At 69.6% G+C, this 18,647-nt stretch carries 16 protein-coding genes; 3 read left to right on the forward strand and 13 right to left on the reverse strand.

Annotation, left to right across the window (positions count from 1 at the left end):
* Positions 1-132: 132 nt before the first annotated feature.
* The 10 genes from M1L60_RS36895 to kduI form a co-directional block, all read right to left on the reverse strand.
* Entirely contained in the window at positions 133-4,362 is a 4,230-nt protein-coding gene (locus tag M1L60_RS36895) for a LamG-like jellyroll fold domain-containing protein (protein WP_253242206.1), read from the reverse strand.
* Between the two features lie 185 nt (positions 4,363-4,547).
* Entirely contained in the window at positions 4,548-5,645 is a 1,098-nt protein-coding gene (locus M1L60_RS36900; RefSeq protein WP_253242207.1) for a sugar kinase, read from the reverse strand.
* The gene (eda, locus tag M1L60_RS36905; RefSeq protein WP_253242208.1) at positions 5,642-6,259 is read right to left on the reverse strand and encodes a bifunctional 4-hydroxy-2-oxoglutarate aldolase/2-dehydro-3-deoxy-phosphogluconate aldolase; all 618 of its coding nucleotides are present in this window, start codon (positions 6,257-6,259) and stop codon (positions 5,642-5,644) included. The genes M1L60_RS36900 and eda overlap by 4 nt, the downstream gene beginning before the upstream one ends.
* Positions 6,256-7,740, reverse strand: coding sequence for an aldehyde dehydrogenase family protein (locus M1L60_RS36910; protein ID WP_253242209.1), 1,485 nt, complete (start codon positions 7,738-7,740; stop codon positions 6,256-6,258). Before M1L60_RS36910 ends, eda begins: the two co-directional genes overlap by 4 nt.
* Positions 7,741-7,754: 14 nt before the next feature.
* Positions 7,755-8,738, reverse strand: a complete 984-nt coding sequence (locus M1L60_RS36915) for an ABC transporter permease (protein ID WP_253242210.1) — start codon at positions 8,736-8,738, stop codon at positions 7,755-7,757.
* Positions 8,735-10,246: a sugar ABC transporter ATP-binding protein gene (locus M1L60_RS36920; protein ID WP_253242211.1), complete on the reverse strand. Its 1,512-nt coding sequence runs from the start codon at positions 10,244-10,246 to the stop codon at positions 8,735-8,737. The genes M1L60_RS36915 and M1L60_RS36920 overlap by 4 nt, the downstream gene beginning before the upstream one ends.
* Positions 10,243-11,190: an ABC transporter permease gene (locus M1L60_RS36925; protein WP_253242212.1), complete on the reverse strand. Its 948-nt coding sequence runs from the start codon at positions 11,188-11,190 to the stop codon at positions 10,243-10,245. Before M1L60_RS36925 ends, M1L60_RS36920 begins: the two co-directional genes overlap by 4 nt.
* Positions 11,191-11,243: 53 nt before the next feature.
* On the reverse strand, positions 11,244-12,332 hold the full coding sequence (locus M1L60_RS36930; protein ID WP_253242213.1) for a sugar ABC transporter substrate-binding protein: 1,089 nt from the start codon (positions 12,330-12,332) through the stop codon (positions 11,244-11,246).
* A gap of 59 nt (positions 12,333-12,391) precedes the next feature.
* Complete coding sequence (kduD, locus tag M1L60_RS36935) at positions 12,392-13,147, reverse strand: 2-dehydro-3-deoxy-D-gluconate 5-dehydrogenase KduD (protein ID WP_253242214.1); 756 nt, start codon at positions 13,145-13,147, stop codon at positions 12,392-12,394.
* Complete coding sequence (gene kduI, locus M1L60_RS36940) at positions 13,144-13,923, reverse strand: 5-dehydro-4-deoxy-D-glucuronate isomerase (protein ID WP_253242215.1); 780 nt, start codon at positions 13,921-13,923, stop codon at positions 13,144-13,146. The genes kduD and kduI overlap by 4 nt, the downstream gene beginning before the upstream one ends.
* A gap of 190 nt (positions 13,924-14,113) precedes the next feature.
* On the opposite strand from kduI, the gene M1L60_RS48080 reads away from it, so the two are divergent.
* A complete protein-coding gene (locus M1L60_RS48080; RefSeq protein ID WP_253242216.1) occupies positions 14,114-14,890 on the forward strand; it encodes an IclR family transcriptional regulator in 777 nt (258 codons plus the stop codon).
* A 50-nt stretch (positions 14,891-14,940) separates the two neighbouring features.
* On the opposite strand, the gene M1L60_RS36950 is transcribed toward M1L60_RS48080, so the two are convergent.
* Positions 14,941-15,165: a tautomerase family protein gene (locus M1L60_RS36950; RefSeq protein WP_253242217.1), complete on the reverse strand. Its 225-nt coding sequence runs from the start codon at positions 15,163-15,165 to the stop codon at positions 14,941-14,943.
* A 151-nt stretch (positions 15,166-15,316) separates the two neighbouring features.
* Between M1L60_RS36950 and M1L60_RS36955 the strand changes: the two genes are divergently transcribed.
* Both M1L60_RS36955 and M1L60_RS36960 read left to right on the forward strand, forming a co-directional pair.
* The gene (locus M1L60_RS36955; RefSeq protein ID WP_253242218.1) at positions 15,317-15,991 is read left to right on the forward strand and encodes a YcnI family copper-binding membrane protein; all 675 of its coding nucleotides are present in this window, start codon (positions 15,317-15,319) and stop codon (positions 15,989-15,991) included.
* Positions 15,988-17,523, forward strand: coding sequence for a copper resistance CopC/CopD family protein (locus tag M1L60_RS36960; RefSeq protein ID WP_253242219.1), 1,536 nt, complete (start codon positions 15,988-15,990; stop codon positions 17,521-17,523). Before M1L60_RS36955 ends, M1L60_RS36960 begins: the two co-directional genes overlap by 4 nt.
* A gap of 191 nt (positions 17,524-17,714) precedes the next feature.
* On the opposite strand, the gene M1L60_RS36965 is transcribed toward M1L60_RS36960, so the two are convergent.
* Complete coding sequence (locus M1L60_RS36965) at positions 17,715-18,041, reverse strand: muconolactone Delta-isomerase family protein (RefSeq protein ID WP_253242220.1); 327 nt, start codon at positions 18,039-18,041, stop codon at positions 17,715-17,717.
* A gap of 59 nt (positions 18,042-18,100) precedes the next feature.
* Complete coding sequence (locus tag M1L60_RS36970; protein ID WP_253242221.1) at positions 18,101-18,619, reverse strand: TetR family transcriptional regulator; 519 nt, start codon at positions 18,617-18,619, stop codon at positions 18,101-18,103.
* Between the last annotated feature and the right edge of the window lie 28 nt (positions 18,620-18,647).

Here is an 18,647-nt window from a genome sequence, read left to right on the forward strand (position 1 = left end):
CCTGAACGACGGGTGGGACGACAGTATCGGTAGCGTCCAGATCTTCTTGCAGCCGCTCGGACATCTGCCACCCCTCGCCACGAAGGGCAGTGCTCCCCGGGAGCACTGCCCTTCGGCCGTAGTGAGGTCAGGTCATCGGCGGCCCGAGTTCAGTTGGGTCACCTGGTCGGCGGTCAGTTCGTAGCCGTACAACCGGAAGTCGTCGAGTGATCCGTCGAAGCGGGCGTCGCCCCAGCTGGTGCCGCCGAGGAAGTTGGCTGTGGTGTTGCCGCCCACGCCGACGTCGCCGATGGTGATGGGGAAATCACTGCGAACTCCTTGCTGTACGCCGTTGAAGTAGATTCTTGCGGTCGAGCCGTTCATGGTGAACGCGACATGCGTCCACTGGTTGAGGGGCAGGTCGCGGCCTGCTCCTAGGAGGAGCCGCTCCTGTGCGGCCACCCCCGGGGCCTTGAACGTGGCGCCGAAACCGGTGGTTCCGCCGTTGGTGGCCGATTGCAGGAGGAAGAACGTGTCGGTGCTGCTGCCTATCTGCAGCAGTGGCACCCAGCTCGGCAGTGCGTCCGGCCGCGCCCAGAACGACACGCTGAACTGGTTGGTCAGGCCGGCCTCGATGTTGTCCGGCAGGCGCACCTCGTTGCCCGAGGTGGCCGCGCCGCCGGGCAGCGACACCGCGTTGCCGAACCGGCCCGTCGTGGTCCAGGACGTCGTGCCCTGCAGCGTGGCGGCGCCGATCGCCGGCTTCGTCCCGCTGTTGCCGGCGGCGGTGCCGGTGTTCTCGTCGAAGGTGTACCGCACCGGGGCGCCTTCGGCGTACATCGCGGCCACCTCGGCCGCGTTCAGGGTGGACGTGTACATGCGCACGTCGTCCATCAGGCCGTCGAAGGGGGCGTCGCCGTATCCGTTGCGGCCCAGCCAGTTGTTGGTGGTCGGGCCGACGGCACTCATGTCGATCGTCAGGTTCGTACGGCTGGCGACCGCCACCCCGTTGAGATACAGCGTGCCCACCGGGCCCTGGCGGGTGAAGGCCACATGGTTCCACTGGCCGGCCGCCACGTCCTGGGCCGGGGTGGCGTAGACCCTCTCCTCGGGGCCGGTTTTCGCCTTGAAGGTGGCCGCGAGCCCCGTGCTGCCGCTCGCCTGGGTCTGCATCTGGATCTGGAAGTAGCTCCCGGCCGAGCCGAGCCCGTCCCCGATGTGGAACAGGCCGGTCCAATTGGCCTTGGTGTCGGGGCGTACCCAGAACCCGGTGGTGAAGTTGGCCGCGTTCTGCAGCAGGTTGTCCGGCAGGTCGACCGCGTTGGCGGTGCTGCCTCCGGGCAGGTTGACCGCCTTGCCGATGACACCGTTGGCCGACCACCCGGCGGTTCCGGTCAGGACGGCGGCGCCGGGCCCACCGGGAGCGCCGGTGTTGGCCGCCGACGTGCCCTGGCCCTCCTCGAACTCGTAGCGAACCGGGACACCGGTGGCGACCGGCGGATCGTCACCCACGACCACGAGGTCGTCGACCATCATGCCGGCGGTTCCGGTGCTGCGAAGGGTGAGTGTCGCGGAACTTGTGGTCGCCGTGAAGGTGCCGGCGTACGTGCCGTAGTTCGCTGTTGAAGGTTGGGAAGCCGTGACGGTGGCGTTGAGGCTGCCGACCGTCAGTGCTGCCGTCGCGGTCCCCGAGGCCGACCGGGCGTCACGGGCATGGCGCAGCGAAACCCGGTAGGTGGTCCCGGGAGTGAGGCTGCTGAGCGTACGGCTGATGTTGCCCGAGGTGCCGAGGCTGAGCTGGTAACCGGTGAGGCCGAGCCCGCCCTGGCCGGTGGCGGTGCCGCGCACCAGCTGGACCTGGTTCGCGACCGTCCACGGCGACATCCGGCTGTTGCCCGGGGCGACGTCGACGGTCGCCGGGGCGACGTTGTTACGCCAGTCGGCCGGCACGCGCGGGTACTCGAACTGGTCGACGACCCGCGGGTTCAGCTGGGTCATCTTCACCGCGGGGTCGATCTTCACGATCTTCGCGACCGACGGGGTGCCGGAGGCGTCCCACACGAACAGCATGTACGAACCGGGAGGCGCGTACGTGCCGTTGACCGGCGAGGTGATGTCGACCGTCCCACCGGACTGGGTGAACTGCAGGTCCTGGAAGTTCTGGTCGTTGTTGAAGCCGTGCGTCACCGACCCGTTGCGGACCAGCGTGACCCGGGAGACGGTGCCGGACGCGGTGACCGCGAAGTTGCCGTTGTAGCCAATCTTCGCGGGGGCGGTGGTGATCGTCGGGCGCGGGGCGAGCTGGTCGCCGTTGAACAGGTACGAGGGTGAGTAGTACTCGACGTCGGTGTAGTTGCGCGGGCCGGGAGTGCCACCGCCGCCGACCATCACGCGGCCGTCGGGCAGCAGCAGGGCCGCCGAGTGGTAGAGCCGGGCGTGCTGGTACGGCGCGGCGACCTCGGTCCAGGCCCGGGTGTCCGGGTCCCAGATCTCGGCGTTGGTGACGTACCCGCCGTTGCCGTTGTTCTCGCGGCCGCCGCCGGTCACGAGCACGTCGCCGTCGGGCAGCACGGTCGAGGTCGCCCAGTGGCGCTGGTGCTTCATCGGGGGAGTGTTCGCGATGACCGGGTTGGCCGTGCCGCCGGTGATGTCGACCGTGAAGCCGGCGCGCGCGCCGTCCGGGCCGCCGCCGTTGGCCCACCAGCCGCCGCCGACCTGCAGGATCTTGCCGGGGCGGTACATGGTGGCGGTGGAGGTGGCGCCGACCGGGTTGCCGTTGGCGCCCTGGTTGGCTGCGCTCGCGGGCAGCGTGCCGCGCAGCACCACCTGGCCGGTGCCGTTGTTGCCGGCCGGGTTGAGCTCGTACATCTGGGTGCCGGTGATGTTGAACAGGGTGCCGCTGCCCGGCGCCACGAACGCCCGGGGGTACCACCAGCGGTTCTCGTCGGCGCCGGCGTGGTCGGAGCCGCCGTCACCGTACGCCGCGGGGCTGCGGGCGCCGTCGAGCATCTTCCAGCCCGAGCCCGACTGCGGGGTGTAGATCTCCGGGGTCAGCACGCCGGGTCCGCCCGGACCGCCGCGGAGGCTGCCGCCCTGCACGACGATGTCGCCGTTGGGCATGGTGGTGCCGGTCGGGTACCAGCGGGGGACGTTCATGGGCGCCTTGGTCTGCAGCCCGTTGTTGGTCGAATAGCTGGTGACGCCGACGGAGCCGTCGTTCGGGGCGTTGCCGCCCATGTTGTCGTCACCGCCGACCGTCATCGTGGAGTGGTCGTGCGCGTTCTGCACCTGCATCGAGCAGAACAGGTCGGTGTAGGTGACGTTGGGGATGATGCCGGCGGTCACGTTGCCCAGGTTGCGGGCCGAGGCGGGATCCCAGATGTCGACCTCCATCTGGCCGCCCTGGGTGACCGAGGAGTTGCCGGACCAGTCGTACGGAGTCGTGTCGGTGCCCCAGCCGCCGACGCTGCCGAACGACTGCACCTTGCCGTCCGAGGTCAGCGCCATGTTGATCGGCACCAGGGGCCACGGCGTGACCGGGCTCCAGGCGCCGGCCCGGTCCTTCACCGGGGGCGAGCAGTCGGCCGCGAGCAGCCCGGCGGCGTACGCCAGACCGTTCTTCATCTGGGCCAGCATGTAGGACTCGGAGTAGGCGGTGCCCTCGTGGCCCATCGACGTGTACCAGGACCGGCCGGAGTCGATCGTCTGGCACCAGGTGACCGGGTGCGAGGTGCCGTTGTGGCCGCCGCCGTAGGAGGACTCGTCGGCCTCGATCAGGGTGCGGACGTTGGGCGCCGGGTTGACGACCCAGTCGTACCACTCGTCGCTGCGGGTGATCGAACCCGTCACGCCCTGCGTGAGCGGGTGACCGGTCTCCTTCACGAACACGCGACCGGGCCGGACGCCGGGGTTCTCCGGGTGTCCCTCGGAGACAGCGCCGACGAGGCGGGCATAGAACGGGTTGACGTCGTGCTCGCTCTCGCCGACCGACCAGGCGGCGTAGTGCAGGCCCATGTAGCCGCCGCCACCGCGGATGTAGGCCTCGAGCGCCGAGCGCTGCGACGCGTTGAACAGCACGCCGCCGGTCTGCGCGAAGACCACAGTGTCCTTGTTGGCCAGGTTCGCGGTGGTGAACGCGGCCGGGTCGTCGGTCTCCTGGATGTTCACGGGCTGGTTGTACTGCGTGCCGAGCTGGGTGGTCAGATCGCGCACGGCCTGCCGGGCCTGCACGTTCGAGGCGTGGAAGTTGGGTTTGTAGAACAGCAGGACGTTGAGCTGTCCATCGGGGACGGCGGCGGCCTGGGCCGGACTGGAGATGGCCGCGGCCGCCGCCAGTATCAGCGTGGCGAAGACGGCACGGGCAGACCTGCGGGGCACTTTCATGTGAGATCCCTCGCGGTTCGGGCTGAGGTGGCGACGAGGACGGAGCCGCCACCGGATGGCCTGAACGTAAGACATCTTGAAGAATTGTGTCTATATACATGAACAATAATGTTTGCAGTTCCTATATGAGAACTGACTCCAGATAAACGGGTAGGCCCGGAGGGGAAAGCCTCCGGGCCTAGGCGTTATCGACGCACGCGAGCGTTGCCGCCGGCGGCGAGCGCCCGGACCTCCTCCCGGGTCGCCATCGAGGTGTCGCCCGGCGTCGTCATGGCCAGCGCGCCGTGCGCCGCCCCGAGCTCCAGACAGGTCTGCAGGTCCTCGCCCTCGAGCAGGCCGTGGACCAGCCCGGAGGCGAAGCCGTCGCCCCCGCCGACCCGGTCGAAGATGGCCAGGTGGTCGCGCGCCACCGAGGTCAGCACGCCCGTCTCCGGCGACCAGGCGATCGCCTGCCAGTCGTTGTCGCCGGCCGAGTGGACCGTTCGCAACGTCGTGGCCACAACGGACAGCCAGGGCATCTTCTGAGCCACCGTGCCGACCATCGCCGCGAAGCTGTCCATCGGCAGCGTCCGCAGATCCTCGGTCACGTGCTCGACGTCGAACCCGAGGGCGGCGGTGAAGTCCTCCTCGTTGCCGATCATCACGTCGACGTGCTGGGCCAGCCGGGTGTTGACCTCGCGCGCCACCTCCGTACCGCCGATGCCGGCCCACAAACTGGGCCGGTAGTTGAGGTCGAACGAGACGACCGTGCCGTGGCGTTGCGCGGCGGCCATCGCCTCCTCGGCCACGGCGGCCGCATTCTCGGACAGGGCGGCGAAGATGCCGCCGGTGTGGAGCCAGCGGACCCCCCGCCGGCCGAACAGGTCGTCCCAGTCGATCGTGCCCGGCTTCAAGTTCGCGATGGCCGTGTGAGCCCGGTCGGACACCCCCACGGCGCCGCGTACGCCGAAACCGCGCTCGGTGAAGTTGAGCCCGTTGCGCACCGAGCGGCCGATGCCGTCGTACTTCTCCCAGCGGATCAGCGAGGTGTCGACCCCGCCCTGCATGATGAGGTTCTCGATCAGCCGGCCGATCTCGTTGTCCGCGAACGAGGTCACCACCCCGGCCCGGACCCCGAACACCTTGCGCATCCCGCGGGCGACGTTGTATTCGCCCCCGCCCTCCCACGCCTCGAACCGGCGGGCCGTACGGATCCGGGCCTCACCGGGATCGAGCCGCAGCATCACCTCGCCGAGCGCGACGATGTCGAACTCGCACTCGGCGGCCGGACGGATCTCGATCATTCGACCGCTCCTTTCACCGTGGCCGCACACCTGGCGGTGACCTCGTCCCATTTGCCGGCGGCCAGCAGATCGGGTGCCACCATCCAGCTCCCGCCCACGGCCGCGATCGCCGGGTGGGCGAGGTAGGCCGGCGCGCTCTCGGCCGTGATGCCCCCGGTCGGGACGAACCGCACCTGCGGGAACGCCGCGTACAGGGCCTTGATGGTGGGCAGCCCGCCGCTGGCCTCGGCCGGGAAGAACTTGACGGTGTCGAGCCCCAGGTCCAGCGCCGCCATGATCTCGGAGGCGGTGCTGACCCCGGGGATCACCGGCAGGCCGAGCGCCTGACAGCGGCGGACGACCTCGGCGCTCAGCCCGGGCGAGACCACGAACCGGGCGCCGGCCTCGTGGGCCCGGTCGACCTGCCGGGCCGTCAGGACAGTGCCGGCTCCCACGATCAAGTCTTCGCGCTGGGCCAGACGGCGCAGGACCAATGCCGCTTGCGGCGTACGGAACGTGGCCTCCGCCACCGGCAGGCCGCCCGCGACCAGAGCGGCGCCGAGGTCGTCGGCCGCCTCGGGATCGTCCAGGACGACGACCGGCACCACCCGGTGCCCGCGCAGGACGTCGTTCATCGCAGCTCGGCGATGACGGTCTTGAGCTCGGTGTAGTCGTCCAGGCCGAACGACCCGAGCTCGCGGCCCCAGCCGGACTGCTTGAAGCCACCCCGCGGCAGCGTGACGTCGTCGGCGTGCCACGTGTTGAGCCACACCGTGCCGGCCCGCAGGCGGGCGCCGACGCGGTGGGCCCGGCCGATGTTGTTCGACCAGACGCCGGCGGCCAGCCCGTACACCGTGTTGTTGGCCGCCGCGACGACCTCGTCCTCGGTGTCGAACGGGATCGCGGTCACGACCGGGCCGAAGATCTCGTCGGTCTGCACTGCCATCTGCTCGGTGACGCCGGTGATGAGCGTCGGCGCCACGAAGAAGCCGCGGTCGCCCACGGCGTCGGCGCTGCCCGCGTTCAGCGTGGCTCCGTCCTGCACAGCGCCCCGGATGTAGCCCAGCACCTTGTCGTACTGTTCCTGGGAGACCAGCGGGCCCATGTTCGAGGCCGGGTCGAAGCCGTCGCCCACCTTGATGGCGCGAGCGGCCGCCGCGACGCCCTCGACGACCTGGTCGAAGACACCGCGCTGGACGTACAGGCGCGAGCCGTTGACGCAGCACTGGCCCTCGTTGAAGTAGCCACCCAGCACGGCCCCGGCGATGGCGGCGTCGAGGTCGGCGTCGTCGAAGATGATGTTGGGGGCCTTGCCGCCCAGCTCGAGCGAGACCTTCTTGAGGTTGACCGAGGCGGCCGCGGCGATCTTCTTGCCGACCTCGGTGCTGCCGGTGAAGGCGACCTTGTCGACGCCGGGGTGGTCGACCAGGGCGGCCCCGGTCTCCCCGAAGCCGGGCAGGATGTTGACCACGCCGGCGGGCACGCCCGCGTCGAGCAGGAGCTGGCCCAGGCGCAGGGCGGTCAGCGGGGTCTGCTCGGCCGGCTTGAGGATGACGGTGTTGCCCGCGGTGATGGCCGGGACGATCTTGAAGCAGGCCATCAGCAGCGGGAAGTTCCAGGGCACGATGCCCGCGACGACGCCCACCGGCTCGCGGCGGGTGTACGCGTGGAACTCGCGACCCGGCACCGACATCGGGATCGAGGTGCCCTCCATCTTCGTCGCCCAGCCCGCGAAGTAGCGGAACAGTTCGGCCGCGGTGGCGATGTCCCCGTCGCGGGCCGCTTCCACGCGCTTGCCGTTGTCGAGCGCCTCCAGCTGGGCGAACTCGTCGGCGTGGGCCTCGATCAGGTCGCCGATGCGCCACAACAGGTGGGACCGGTCGCGCGGGGTCATCTTCGACCACGGCGATCCGGACTCGAACGCCGCGCGCGCCGCCACCACCGCGCGGTCCACGTCGACGGCCGACGCCTGCGCGACCTGAACGAGCACTTCCTCGGTCGACGGGTTGATGGTGGCGAACGTCTTGCCGTCCTTCGCGTCCACCCATTCGCCGTCGATGAGCAGTTGCTTGGGCGCGGACAGGAACGAGCGGACGGCGGGCAGCAGGTCAGACATTGTTGCCTTTCCAATCACTTGATGATCGACACTTTCGACTTGTCGAGCGTGAGGGCGACGGCGACGACGATGATCGCGCCGTACAGGATCTGCTCGTACGCGGACGGCACACCGACGATCGGCAGGCCAACCCGCAGCAGCGTCACCACGAGCGCGCCGGCGAGGCTCCGCCACACGCTGCCGTGACCACCGGTGATGGCGGTGCCGCCGACGACGATGGCCGCGACCGCCGGTAGCAGCAGGTTGTCGGCCATGGTGGGCCCGCCGCTGAACTGCCGCGACACCAGCATGACCGCGGCCAGCCCGGCACAGGCGCCGGAAACGGCGAACGCACCGATCTTGACCAGGTCGACCGGTGTCCCGGCCAGCCGCGCGGCCGACTCGGAGTACCCGGTGGCCGAGATCCAGCTCTGCAGGGGCGTGACCTTGAGGACGACGGCGATGAGGGCGACGACGATGACCGCCACCACGACCGACATCGGCACGTAGCCGGCGACGTAGAGGTCGAGCCACTGGACCGACGAGTCGTCCACGACCCGGACGGTGCCGGCGCCCGAAACGACCAGGGCGACCGCCGACAGGATGCTCATCCCGCCCAGGGTCACGATGAACGAGGGAATCCGCAGCAGCACGTGCGCCGCGCCCTGCACCACGCCGATCGTCGCCGCGACCAGGATGACCGCCGGCGTGGCCAGCCCGCCGAGGTTCGGTATCCACAGGGCCAGAAAGACCGTCGACAGCGAGGCCAGCGCCGCGATCGACAGATCGATGCCCCCGCAGAGGACGACCAGCGTCGCCCCCGCGGCGAGCACGATCAGCGGCGCCGCCGTCCGCGCGGCCGCGGTCAGGCTGCGCTGGGTCAGGAAGTCCGGGTCGGCGATCGTCAGGGCGGCGATGAGCGCGGCCAGAGCGATGAGCGGCATGAAGCCGGTCAGGCGCGTCCGCTCCTTGGCGGCGGCGGGTTCGCCCGGCGGCTTGATGGCAACGGAGGTACTCACACCATTTCCTTCACGAGGTCCAGCGGGCTCGGCTTGTCGCCGTTGGGGCAGGGAACCTCGGTCGCTACTCGGCCGTCGGCCATGACCAGGATGCGGTCGGCCATGCCGATGGCCTCCTCGAGGCTGTCGGCCAGCAGGACGGTGGCGACGCCGCTCGAGGCGAGCTCGCGCATCAGCCGGTACACCTCGGAGCGGGCGCCGATGTCCAGGCCGCGGGTCGGATGGTCCAGCAGGAGCAGCCGCACATCGCCGCCGACCAGCCAGCGGGCGAGGACGACCTTCTGCTGGTTGCCGCCGGACAGCCGGCCGATGGCGGTGTCGCGCCGCGGCGTACGGATGGAAAGCCGTTCGATCCAGCTGTCGACCAGGCCGGCCTGCTTCTTCGGGGCCACGAACGGCCCGGTCAACCGGGCCTTCTGCTTGGCCAGGGTCATGTTCTCGGCCACCGACATCGAGCCGACCATGCCCTCGGTCTTGCGTTCGGCCGGCACGTAGCCGATGCCGGCGGCGCACGCGGCCCGGGTGCTGGGCAGGTCGATCTTCGTGCCGTCCATCCGGATCTCGCCGGCCGTCGTCGGCTCGGCGCCGAACAGGGCGCGGCAGACGTCCTCGCGGCCGGATCCGTGGACGCCGACGATGGCCAGGATCTCGCCCGCCGCCACGTCCAGGTCGACGTCGCGGAACGACTTGCCGGACAGACCGCGTACGGAAAGCCGGGGTTGATCCGAAGCAACGGGCGTGGCGGCGTTCTCGTGATAGTGGTCGTCGGAGCCGGTCGACCCGATCATCATGCGGTGCAGCTCGCGCGGGACGGCGCCGGCCGTGGCGACCTCACCGACCGACTGGCCACCGCGGAGCACCGTCACGCGGTCGCAGACATCGAGCACCTCGTCGAGGCGGTGCGAGACGAAGACGACCGAGGCGAACTCGCGCAGCCGGCGGATCTGGGCGAAGAGCGTCTCGATCTCTTTCGACTCGAGCACCGAGGTCGGCTCGTCCAGGATGATGACCGGCGGGTGCTGGCTGCGCTGCTCGATCCGCAGCACCTTGGCGATCTCGACCATCTGCCGTTCGGCGAAGGTGAGCGAGTCCGTCCGGGCCAGCGGGTCGATGTGCGAGCCGATCTTGTCGAGCTGTTCCTGGGCCAGGCGGCGCATGACATCCCAGCGGTAGATGCCCCGGCGGACGCCGGCCCCCTCGCTGCCCAGCACGATGTTCTCGGCCGCGGTCAGGTTGGGCACCAGCGACTGCTCCTGGAAGACCATCCCGATGCCGTGGTTGGCGGCGTCGACGACGTTGCGCAGCTTGACGGACTCACCGCGTACGAGAATCTGGCCCTTGTCCGGGGTGACCAGCCCGACCAGCGCCTTGAGGAGCGTCGACTTGCCCGCGCCGTTCTCGCCGGCCAGGCCGAGGACCTCGTTCGGCCGGACCACCAGGTCGACGCCGTCGAGGGCCTTCACGCCCGGGTAATGCTTGACGAGTCCGCGGACCTCCAGCGCACTCATTTGACCACCTGGTTCCTTCGACGCTGAGGGATGACGGCGGCGGCGACCGCGGCCACGACGATGACGCCCTCGACCCCGCCCTGCCAGTACGGGCTGACCCCGATCTGCACGAGACCGTTGGTGAGCACCATGACGAGCAGGACACCGACGGCGGAGTGCAGGACGCCGCCCCGGCCCCCGGTGAGCAGGGTGCCGCCGACGACGGCGGCGGTGATGGCCGAGAAGTCGTAGCCGTTGCCGGCCTGGACCAGGCCGGCGCCGAGCTGGCTGGTCACCATGACCCCGCCCAGCCCGTAGAAGGCGCCGGCGAAGACGAAGACCGCTACCTTGTACGGCTTCACCTTGACCCCGGACAGCGTGAGCACCTCCTCGGCGCCGCCGATCGCGTAGGCGTACCGGCCGAGCCGGGTGTACCGCTGGATGAGCCAGCCGAGCAGGATGCACGCGGCGGCGATCCAGGCGAGGTACGAGAAGCCCAGGAACCGCTCGACGGCCCAGCTCTCGAGCATGGTGTCGGAGATGTTGGGTTGGACGCCGGCGAACATCAGGGTCGCCACACCCAGCCCGACGGCCGACACCCCCAGGGTGGCCATGAACGAGGGCACTTTGAGCAGGACCAGAGCGAGCCCGCTCAGGCCGCCGAACACGCAGCCCAGCAGGACGGCGGCCACGATGGCGAGAAACCCGAAGTCGTTGTCGTTGCGATTGTTGGCCACCAGGAGAGACACGGTCAGAGCGGATGCGCCCATCACACCGGCCGCGGAGAGGTCGATCGACCCCATCATCAGCACGAACGTGATTCCACAGGTCACGACGGCGAGCACGGCCGCTGAGTCCACGATGTTCTGGACGTTGGTGAGGCTGCGGAACTGCGGGCTCAACACCGCGAACAGGCCGAAGATGACGATCAACGCGACCGGTGGGCCGGCGTCTCGGAACGACACGCCTCGCCGAGGGCTGGTACGGCGAGGCGTTGTGGCGACCTCGGATGTCACTGTCACGTCAGGGGCCCGACCTTACGGTTGAAGACGTTGCCGCACTCGAAGTCGGCCGGGTCGGTCTTCGGCTGGGCGAACTCGGCCGCGTTCTCCTGGGTGATGAGGAACTGCTTGGCGAAGAACGCCCGGTTGTCGGCGGCGGTGTCGGCCACCTTCAGCTTGCCGGTGGCGTAGCAGAAACCGATGGCCAGGCCGATCGCGCCCTGCCAGGCGCCGTCGCTGGAGACGGTGGCGGTCATGTCGCCCTTCTGGATGGCCGCGACCGCGTCCGGGACCGCGTCGATGCCGGCCACCGCCACCTTGCCGGACTTGCCGGCCTGCTGGAGCGCCTCCAGAGCGCCGAGCGCCATGTCGTCGTTGGCGGCCCAGATTCCCTTGACCTTGTCGCCGTGCTTGGCCAGCAGGGTCTTGGTGACCGTCAGCGCCTCGGCCCGCGAGAAGTTGGCCGCCTGCTGGTCCAGCAGCTTCATGTCCGGGTTCTTGGCGAGTGACGCCTGGAGACCCTTGAACCGGTCCTTGGCCGCCGCCGTGTCGAGCACACCCTGGAGCGCGATGATGCCGCCGGAGCCGATCTTCTCGGCGAGGGCGTCACCGATCTGCTGGCCGGACTCCTCGCCGTTGTACGTGATGTGGCTGAGCCACGTCTTGTGGTCGGCCGGCTTGAGGTCGGCCGGCTTGTTCCACTGCGTGACCAGGTACGCCCCGGCCTGGTCGGCGCCCTTGACGATCGGCGCGGTGTCCGAGTCGCCGTTCGGCAGCACGTTCATGACCAGGCACTTGGTGTCGCCGGCCAGGATCTGGCTGATCTGCTCCTGCTGCTTGGTGGAGTCGCCGCCGTAGGTGAGGCGCTCCTGGGTCAGGCCGACCGACTTGGCGAAGGTGTCGCCGCCGTTCAGCCACGAGGCCTCGTACGGGTTCGACTCGTTGCGGACCTGACCGACCAGCCGGACCTTCGACGCCTCGCAGGCGCCATCGGCGGCTGCGGTGTCGCCGCCGCCACCGGCCTGCTCGGTGCTGCAGCCGGACAGAACGGCGGCGGCCAGGGACAACGACATTATGGCGGCGGCGGGACGGGTACTGATTCTCATGTCTATTCCTCAGTTCTCGGTGGCTTGAAAAAGGAAGAGGCGGTTGGTGGCGGCCCGGGTCAGCGGGCCATCCACCCCCCGTCGACGACCAGGACATGGCCGTTGACGTAGTCGGCGGCGGCCGAGCTCAGGAAGACAGCGGATCCGGCGACGTCGGAGGCGTCTCCCCAGCGGCCGGCGGGGATGCGTTCGAGGATCGAGCGGGACCGGTCGGGGTCGGCCCGGAGCGCGGTCGTGTTGTCGGTGGCGATGTAGCCGGGCGCGATGGCGTTGACCTGCACGCCGCGCGGGCCCCACTCGTTGGCCAGGGCCTTGGTGACACCGGCGACGCCGTGCTTGGCGGCGGCGTACGACGCCACCCGCAGGCCGCCCTGGAAGGAGAGCAGGCTGGCGACGTTGACGATCTTGCCGTGGCCCCGCTCGGCCATCGGGCCCCCGAAGGCCTGGCAGAGGAAGAACAGGCCGTTCAGGTTGATGTCGAGCACGCGGTTCCAGGACTGGCGGCTCACGTCGACCGAGTCCTCGCGCTCGATGATGCCGGCGTTGTTCACCAGGATGTCCACCTGACGGTTGCTGTTCACCTCGGCCGCGACCCGTTCGAGGGCCTCATGATCGCTGACGTCGAGGTCGACGACCTCCACCTCACGGCCGAGATCGGCCACCTGGCCCTCAGTCGATTTCTGAGCGCCTGGGCGACCCAGCAGGACGAGGTCGGCGCCGGCCCGGGCCAGCCCGAGCGCGATGGCCTGGCCCAGGCCGCGACCGGCGCCGGTCACCACGGCGCAGCGACCGTGCAGGTCGAACGGCGACTTCACAGGTCGTCCAGGGCTACCGGGCTCAGGTCCGTGTAGTCGTTGTTCTCGCCGCCCATGGCCCAGATGAAGGCGTACGGGCCGGTGCCGACGCCCGAGTGGATCGACCACGGCGGCGAGATGACGGCCTCGCGGTTGCGCACCGTGAGGTGACGGGCGGCGCCGGGCTTGCCCATCAGGTGGAAGATGCGGTCGTTGTCGTCGAGGTCGACGTACAGATACACCTCGGTACGCCGGTCGTGCAGGTGCGGCGGGAAGGTGTTCCAGACCGAGCCGTCGGCGATGACGGTCACGCCGAACTGCAGGACCGACGTCTGCAGCTCCTGCCCCCAGGCGTAGCGGTAGAGGCTGCGTTCGTTCGCGCCGGCCGGCGTGCCGAGCTTGACCGGCTCGATCTCCGTGTGGGTCAGCAGGGTGGTGGGGTAGGTCGCGTGGGCCGGAGCGGAGACGAAGTAGAACGCCGCGTCCTCGCCCGCGAAGACCACCTCGCTGCCCCGGCCGACGAACAGTCCGTCGAGGTGGCCGAGCTCGAACTTCTCGTTGTCGACGAGCACGTGGCCGGCCTGTCCGACGTTGATGATGCCCAGCTCCCGGCGGGCCAGGTGCGATTCCGTGCCGAGCACGTCCCAGGCCGGAAGCTCGAGCTGGCCGGCGCCGGGAATCGCGCCGCCGACGACCAGCCGGTCGTCGTGGGTGTAGACGCCGCGCACCTCGCCGGCGCGAAACAGGTCCTCCGCGAGGAAGTTCTTGCGCAGGTCCGCAGTCGTCGCCGTCTCCACGCTCGACGGCGATGCGGAGTACCTAACCTCGATCAAAACTTTCTCCTCGCTTGTGAACCACGTTCAGCTACGTGAACTGAGGGCGACCATACATATGGCTCCGATCACAGGTCAAGGGGTGGAAGTCCGTCCTTGTATGTGAACCGTGATGTAATGTGGTGCGATCCCCGAACGAACCCAGGAGGCCTCGGTGGACAACGGCAGCCCCGCCACCTCGCAGGTGAAATCCGCTGCGCGCGTCCTCGACGTCCTCGACGACATCGCTGCCAACGGCCCCGGCACCCAGCTGCAACTGGCCAAACGGCTCGGCATCCCGAAGAGCAGCCTGCATGCCCTTCTGCGCACCATGTGTGCCCGCGGATGGCTCGACACCGACCAGACCGGCAGCGTCTACCGGCTCGGCGTGCACACCCTGACGGTCAGTTCCGCCTATCTCGACGGCGACCCGGTGCTGTCGCGGGCCGGCGCCGTGATGGACGAGATCGCGGCCGCCACCGAAGAGACGGTGCACCTGGGCCGGATGGAAGGCGCGACGGTCATCTACACCGCCAAGCGCGAGTCGAAGCACCCGTTGCGCATGTATTCGGCGGTCGGCCGTCGTCTTCCCGCGTACACCACGGCGCTCGGGCGGGCGATGCTGGCCGAGATGCCCGACGAGGTGCGCGACCCGCTGGTTCCGCACGAGATCAAGGCGCTCACGTCGCAGACGATCACCGACCGGGACGAGCTGCTGGCGATCATCGACAAGGCGGCCCAGGTCGGCTACGCCGAGGAGAGCGAAGAGTCCTGCCTGGGGGTGCGCTGCTTCGGCGTGGCGCTGCCCTTCTCGCACCGCTCGGTCGACGCGCTGAGTGTCGCCGTCCCGATCAGCCGCCTCGACCAGGGCCGCGAGGACTTCATCATCGAGACGCTGCTGAGCGTCAAGGCCCGCTTGTCCGCGATGCGTGACAACCGCTTGGTGCGCTGACTTTTTCCCGTACGGGGTTCCGGGGCCGTTGCCGGCCCCGGAGCTCGCTGCTAGTCCATCGCGAACTTCGCCACCACGCCGGCGCGGCTGTCGTCCTCGCTGGCCAGCACCCCGCCGTTGGCCACCGTGTCCGGGGTGATCTCGGTGAAGACCATGCGGACGTCCTGCGGGCGGGCGCCCAGGATCTCGACGGCGTGATCGGTCACGGCGCGGGCGAAGGCCTTGCGCTGCTCGACGGTCCGGCCCGCGAGCAACTCGACGGTGATGTTAGGCATGGTGACCCGCTTTCTCGGATATCGTCCACGAACTGGACCCCAGTTCACTAGCGTGAACGAACCTACCGGCCACCCCAGGGTGTGGCAACGCCTACCAGATCTGAGTTCACATACTTGACATCCGGTTCGATATGTTGGTCGAATCTTGGCCATGCGGCGCGATCACGTTGTAACAGCCCGGGCTCTGGCCGCCATGGTGATCGTCGGCGTGGTCGGTTTTGCTTCCCCGGCGAGCGCCCACGTCACCGTGACCCCGTCGACGACCGCGGCCGGCGCCCACGCCGTCCTCCGGTTCAGCGTCGAGCACGGCTGCGAGGACTCACCGACCACCAAGATCGCCATTCAGATCCCGCCGCAGATCACCTCGGTGACGCCCACCCGGAGCGCGCTGTGGAAGGTCGAGAAGCGGACCGAGAAGGTCTCTGAGGGCGACAAGATCGTGGAACGGGTCGGCTCGGTCGCCTTCATGACGGACACGCCGCTCCCGGACGGCTACCGCGACGTCCTCGAACTTGCCGTCCAGTTGCCCGACGCCGACGGAACCACCTTGACGTTCCCCACCATCCAGACCTGCGAGCAGGGCGAATCGGCCTGGACCGAAGTTCCGCAGGACGGGCAGAGCGTCGGCGGCCTCGAGTTGCCCGCCCCCGCTTTCACCATCTCCGAGCCGGTCGCCGGCTCGTACCACCATGCAGCCATCAGCAAGCCGACGTCCCCTGCAGTGCCGGCGAAGGCCGACAATCTGACGCTCGCCGCACTGGTGGTAGGCCTCGTGGGCGCGGTCGTCGGTGGCATCGCGCTCTTCCGGCAGCGCCGCCCGACATGATCAGACGACTGCTGGTCCTGCTGCTGGCATCGGCGGTGATGCTGCTCGGTCTCTCCGAGCCGGCGTACGCCCACGCCAACCTCGTCAGTGCCGACCCGGCCGAAGGCGCTGTCCTGACCACCGCACCCGACCAGGTCGTGTTCACCTTCGACGAAGCGGTGCGGGGCGTCCCGGACGGTGTCCAGGTCTTCGACCCCCAGGGCGACCTGGTCGAAGCAACAGCGACCGTCGGAGGCGCGAAACTCGAAGTCGCGCTGCCGGACCAACTCGGCAACGGCACGACGGTGATCACGTGGCGGGTCGTCTCGGACGACGGGCATCCCGTCGGCGGCGCGCTGACCTTCTCCGTCGGCGCGCCCACCCCCGTCGTCACCCCGCCGGCGGCCGGCGTCCCGGAGGTCCCGTGGACGCTGACCCTGGCCCGGTGGCTGGGTTACGTCAGCCTCTTTCTCGCCTCCGGGCTCGTACTGTTCGTTGCCTTGTTCCTGCCCACCGGCGTGCCGCGGCGACGCTTGGTCACCGGCGCGCGGGTCGCCGCCGCAGTCGCGGCTGTGGCGTGGCTCGTCATGCTGCCGCTCACCCTGCTCTACCTGTACGGCCAGGTCTCGGCCTGGTCGTCACTGCCTCCGACCGAGTACGCCGTCACTGCCGCCGTCGTCGGCGGATCAGCCCTGGCTGTGGTTCTCCTCAATCGACGACGCGGCGCGGCGGTCAGCGCCGCCGCGATCGCAGTCATGGCCCCCGCGTTTGTCGGGCACACCCGCGCCGCCACCCCGGAAGTCCTGGTCATCGGGGCCGACATGCTGCACCTGCTCGCGGGCAGCGTCTGGCTCGGCGGACTCGTCGGCCTGGCGCTGACCCTGCCGGGCCTCTCGGGCCGGGGCGGCGCCGCGGCCGACGTCCTCGCCCGGTTCTCGACCGCCGCCGCCGGTGTCCTCGCGGCCCTGGTCGCGACCGGCTCGCTACTCGCCTGGCGGATCCTCGGCTCGTGGAGCGCGCTCGTCGACACCAGCTACGGGCAGCTGCTCCTGGTCAAGATCGGCATTGTGGCGGTCGCTCTCGCCATCGCCGGCTGGAACAGGTGGTCGCTCGTTCCCCGACGGCGACCGGTGCTCCGGGCCATCGCGGTCGAGGGCGCGATCCTCATCGTCGCCCTGCTGCTCACCGGCTTCCTGGTCGACACGAGCCCCGAGAGCACTTCGACGCCCGCGAGGGCGGCCGCCGAAGCCAACCCCGGCGTTCGTACGACGACCTTGGGCGACATCGAGGTGCAGGCAACCCTGGCACCCCTCCGGCGCGGTACCAACACCATCACCCTGAAGCTGAGCTCCGAGGGCGTCGCGCCGCCCGTGGTGCGCCTGACCTCCGACCGGGCGGGGCTCGGCGAGGTCCCCCTGAAGCAGGTGTCGGCCGGCAACTACACGGCCTCGGTCGTACTCCCGGCCCCCGGCACCTGGCGGATGCAGGTGTCCCTGCGAGTCAGCGAGTTCGCCAACCCCGTGGCCGAGTTGGACTTCGAAGTCAACGGCTGATTCCGCCGCACCGCCCGGGCGGTGCGGCCGGCAGCCCCGAGCGTGGCCGCCACCCGTACTGTGAATGGGGTTTGCCCTTCGGCGGGGGCGAGGTGGCCGAGGCGGAGGATCTGACCGCCGAGGTCTTCGCAGATCGCGTGGGGCAAGACCCGGCAGGGCGAGGTCCTCACGCCGGCCGGGCGGTTCCTGACTCACGGGCGTCTGCGGTGGGCCAGCTCCGCGGCGTCGGCGGGCGTGGTCGGGTAGATGTCGGCCTCGAAGAAACGGGCGAAGGGCAGGGTTTCCAGGGTCGCCGTCGCCTCTTTCTCATCGGCGGCGATGACCTCGATGAAGGTTGCCCGCCGGGCGGGGGAGATGTAGTGGGCGCCGACCCTGCCTTGCGTACGCAGCACCGCCAACTGCCTTTGCTCGTCCTCCCTCAGGGCGTTGAACTCCTCGGGATCCGTGTCGCCGCGGAGGGTCGCGAAGACCATGAACGTCTGGGTCCCGGCCGTGCTCGGAACGGGGATCTGAACCATGGAAGCCTCCTGATGTCGCGGCGTGACATCAACCGTAGCACTGATGTCGCGCCGTGACATCAAGCCCGCGGCGTGAGGGAGGCGAGCAGCGCCAGCACGGCTTCGGTGATGGTCCCGAGATCGGAGTCGTCATCGCTTCGCAGCCACCGCCGGTAGGCCGTACGGAAGACCGGGCCGGCCGTACTGGCCGCGAGGTCGGCGGTGTCGGCGTCGATTCCGCGCTGCCGCAGGGCGCCGCGGAACCCGTCAGCCAGTTGCTGCTGCTTGATCAGATCTCGCTCCAGCAGCCGGGGGTTGGCGGCGATCATCTCGTCCCGCCGGCGCAGGGACTCCCGGGATCCGAGTTTCTCCCAATCGTGAAGGGCCAGGGTCCGGGTCACCGCTCGCAGGGGCTCCGCGAGGTCCGCCGACCGCGAAAGCTCATCGACGAGCGCCTCGTTGAGCGCATTCGCGTCGGCGAAAAGGATCTCTTCCTTGTCCGGGAAGTACCGGAAGAAGGTACGGGTGGTCACGCCGGCCCGCTCGGCGATCTGGACGGCGCTGGTCGCCTCGAACCCCTGCTCGGCGAACAGGTCCATGGCGGCCTGCTTCAACCGCTCCTCGCTG

Origin of the sequence: Paractinoplanes aksuensis (assembly GCF_024137025.1) — a bacterium.
Taxonomy (GTDB): Bacteria; Actinomycetota; Actinomycetes; order Mycobacteriales; family Micromonosporaceae; genus Actinoplanes; species Actinoplanes aksuensis.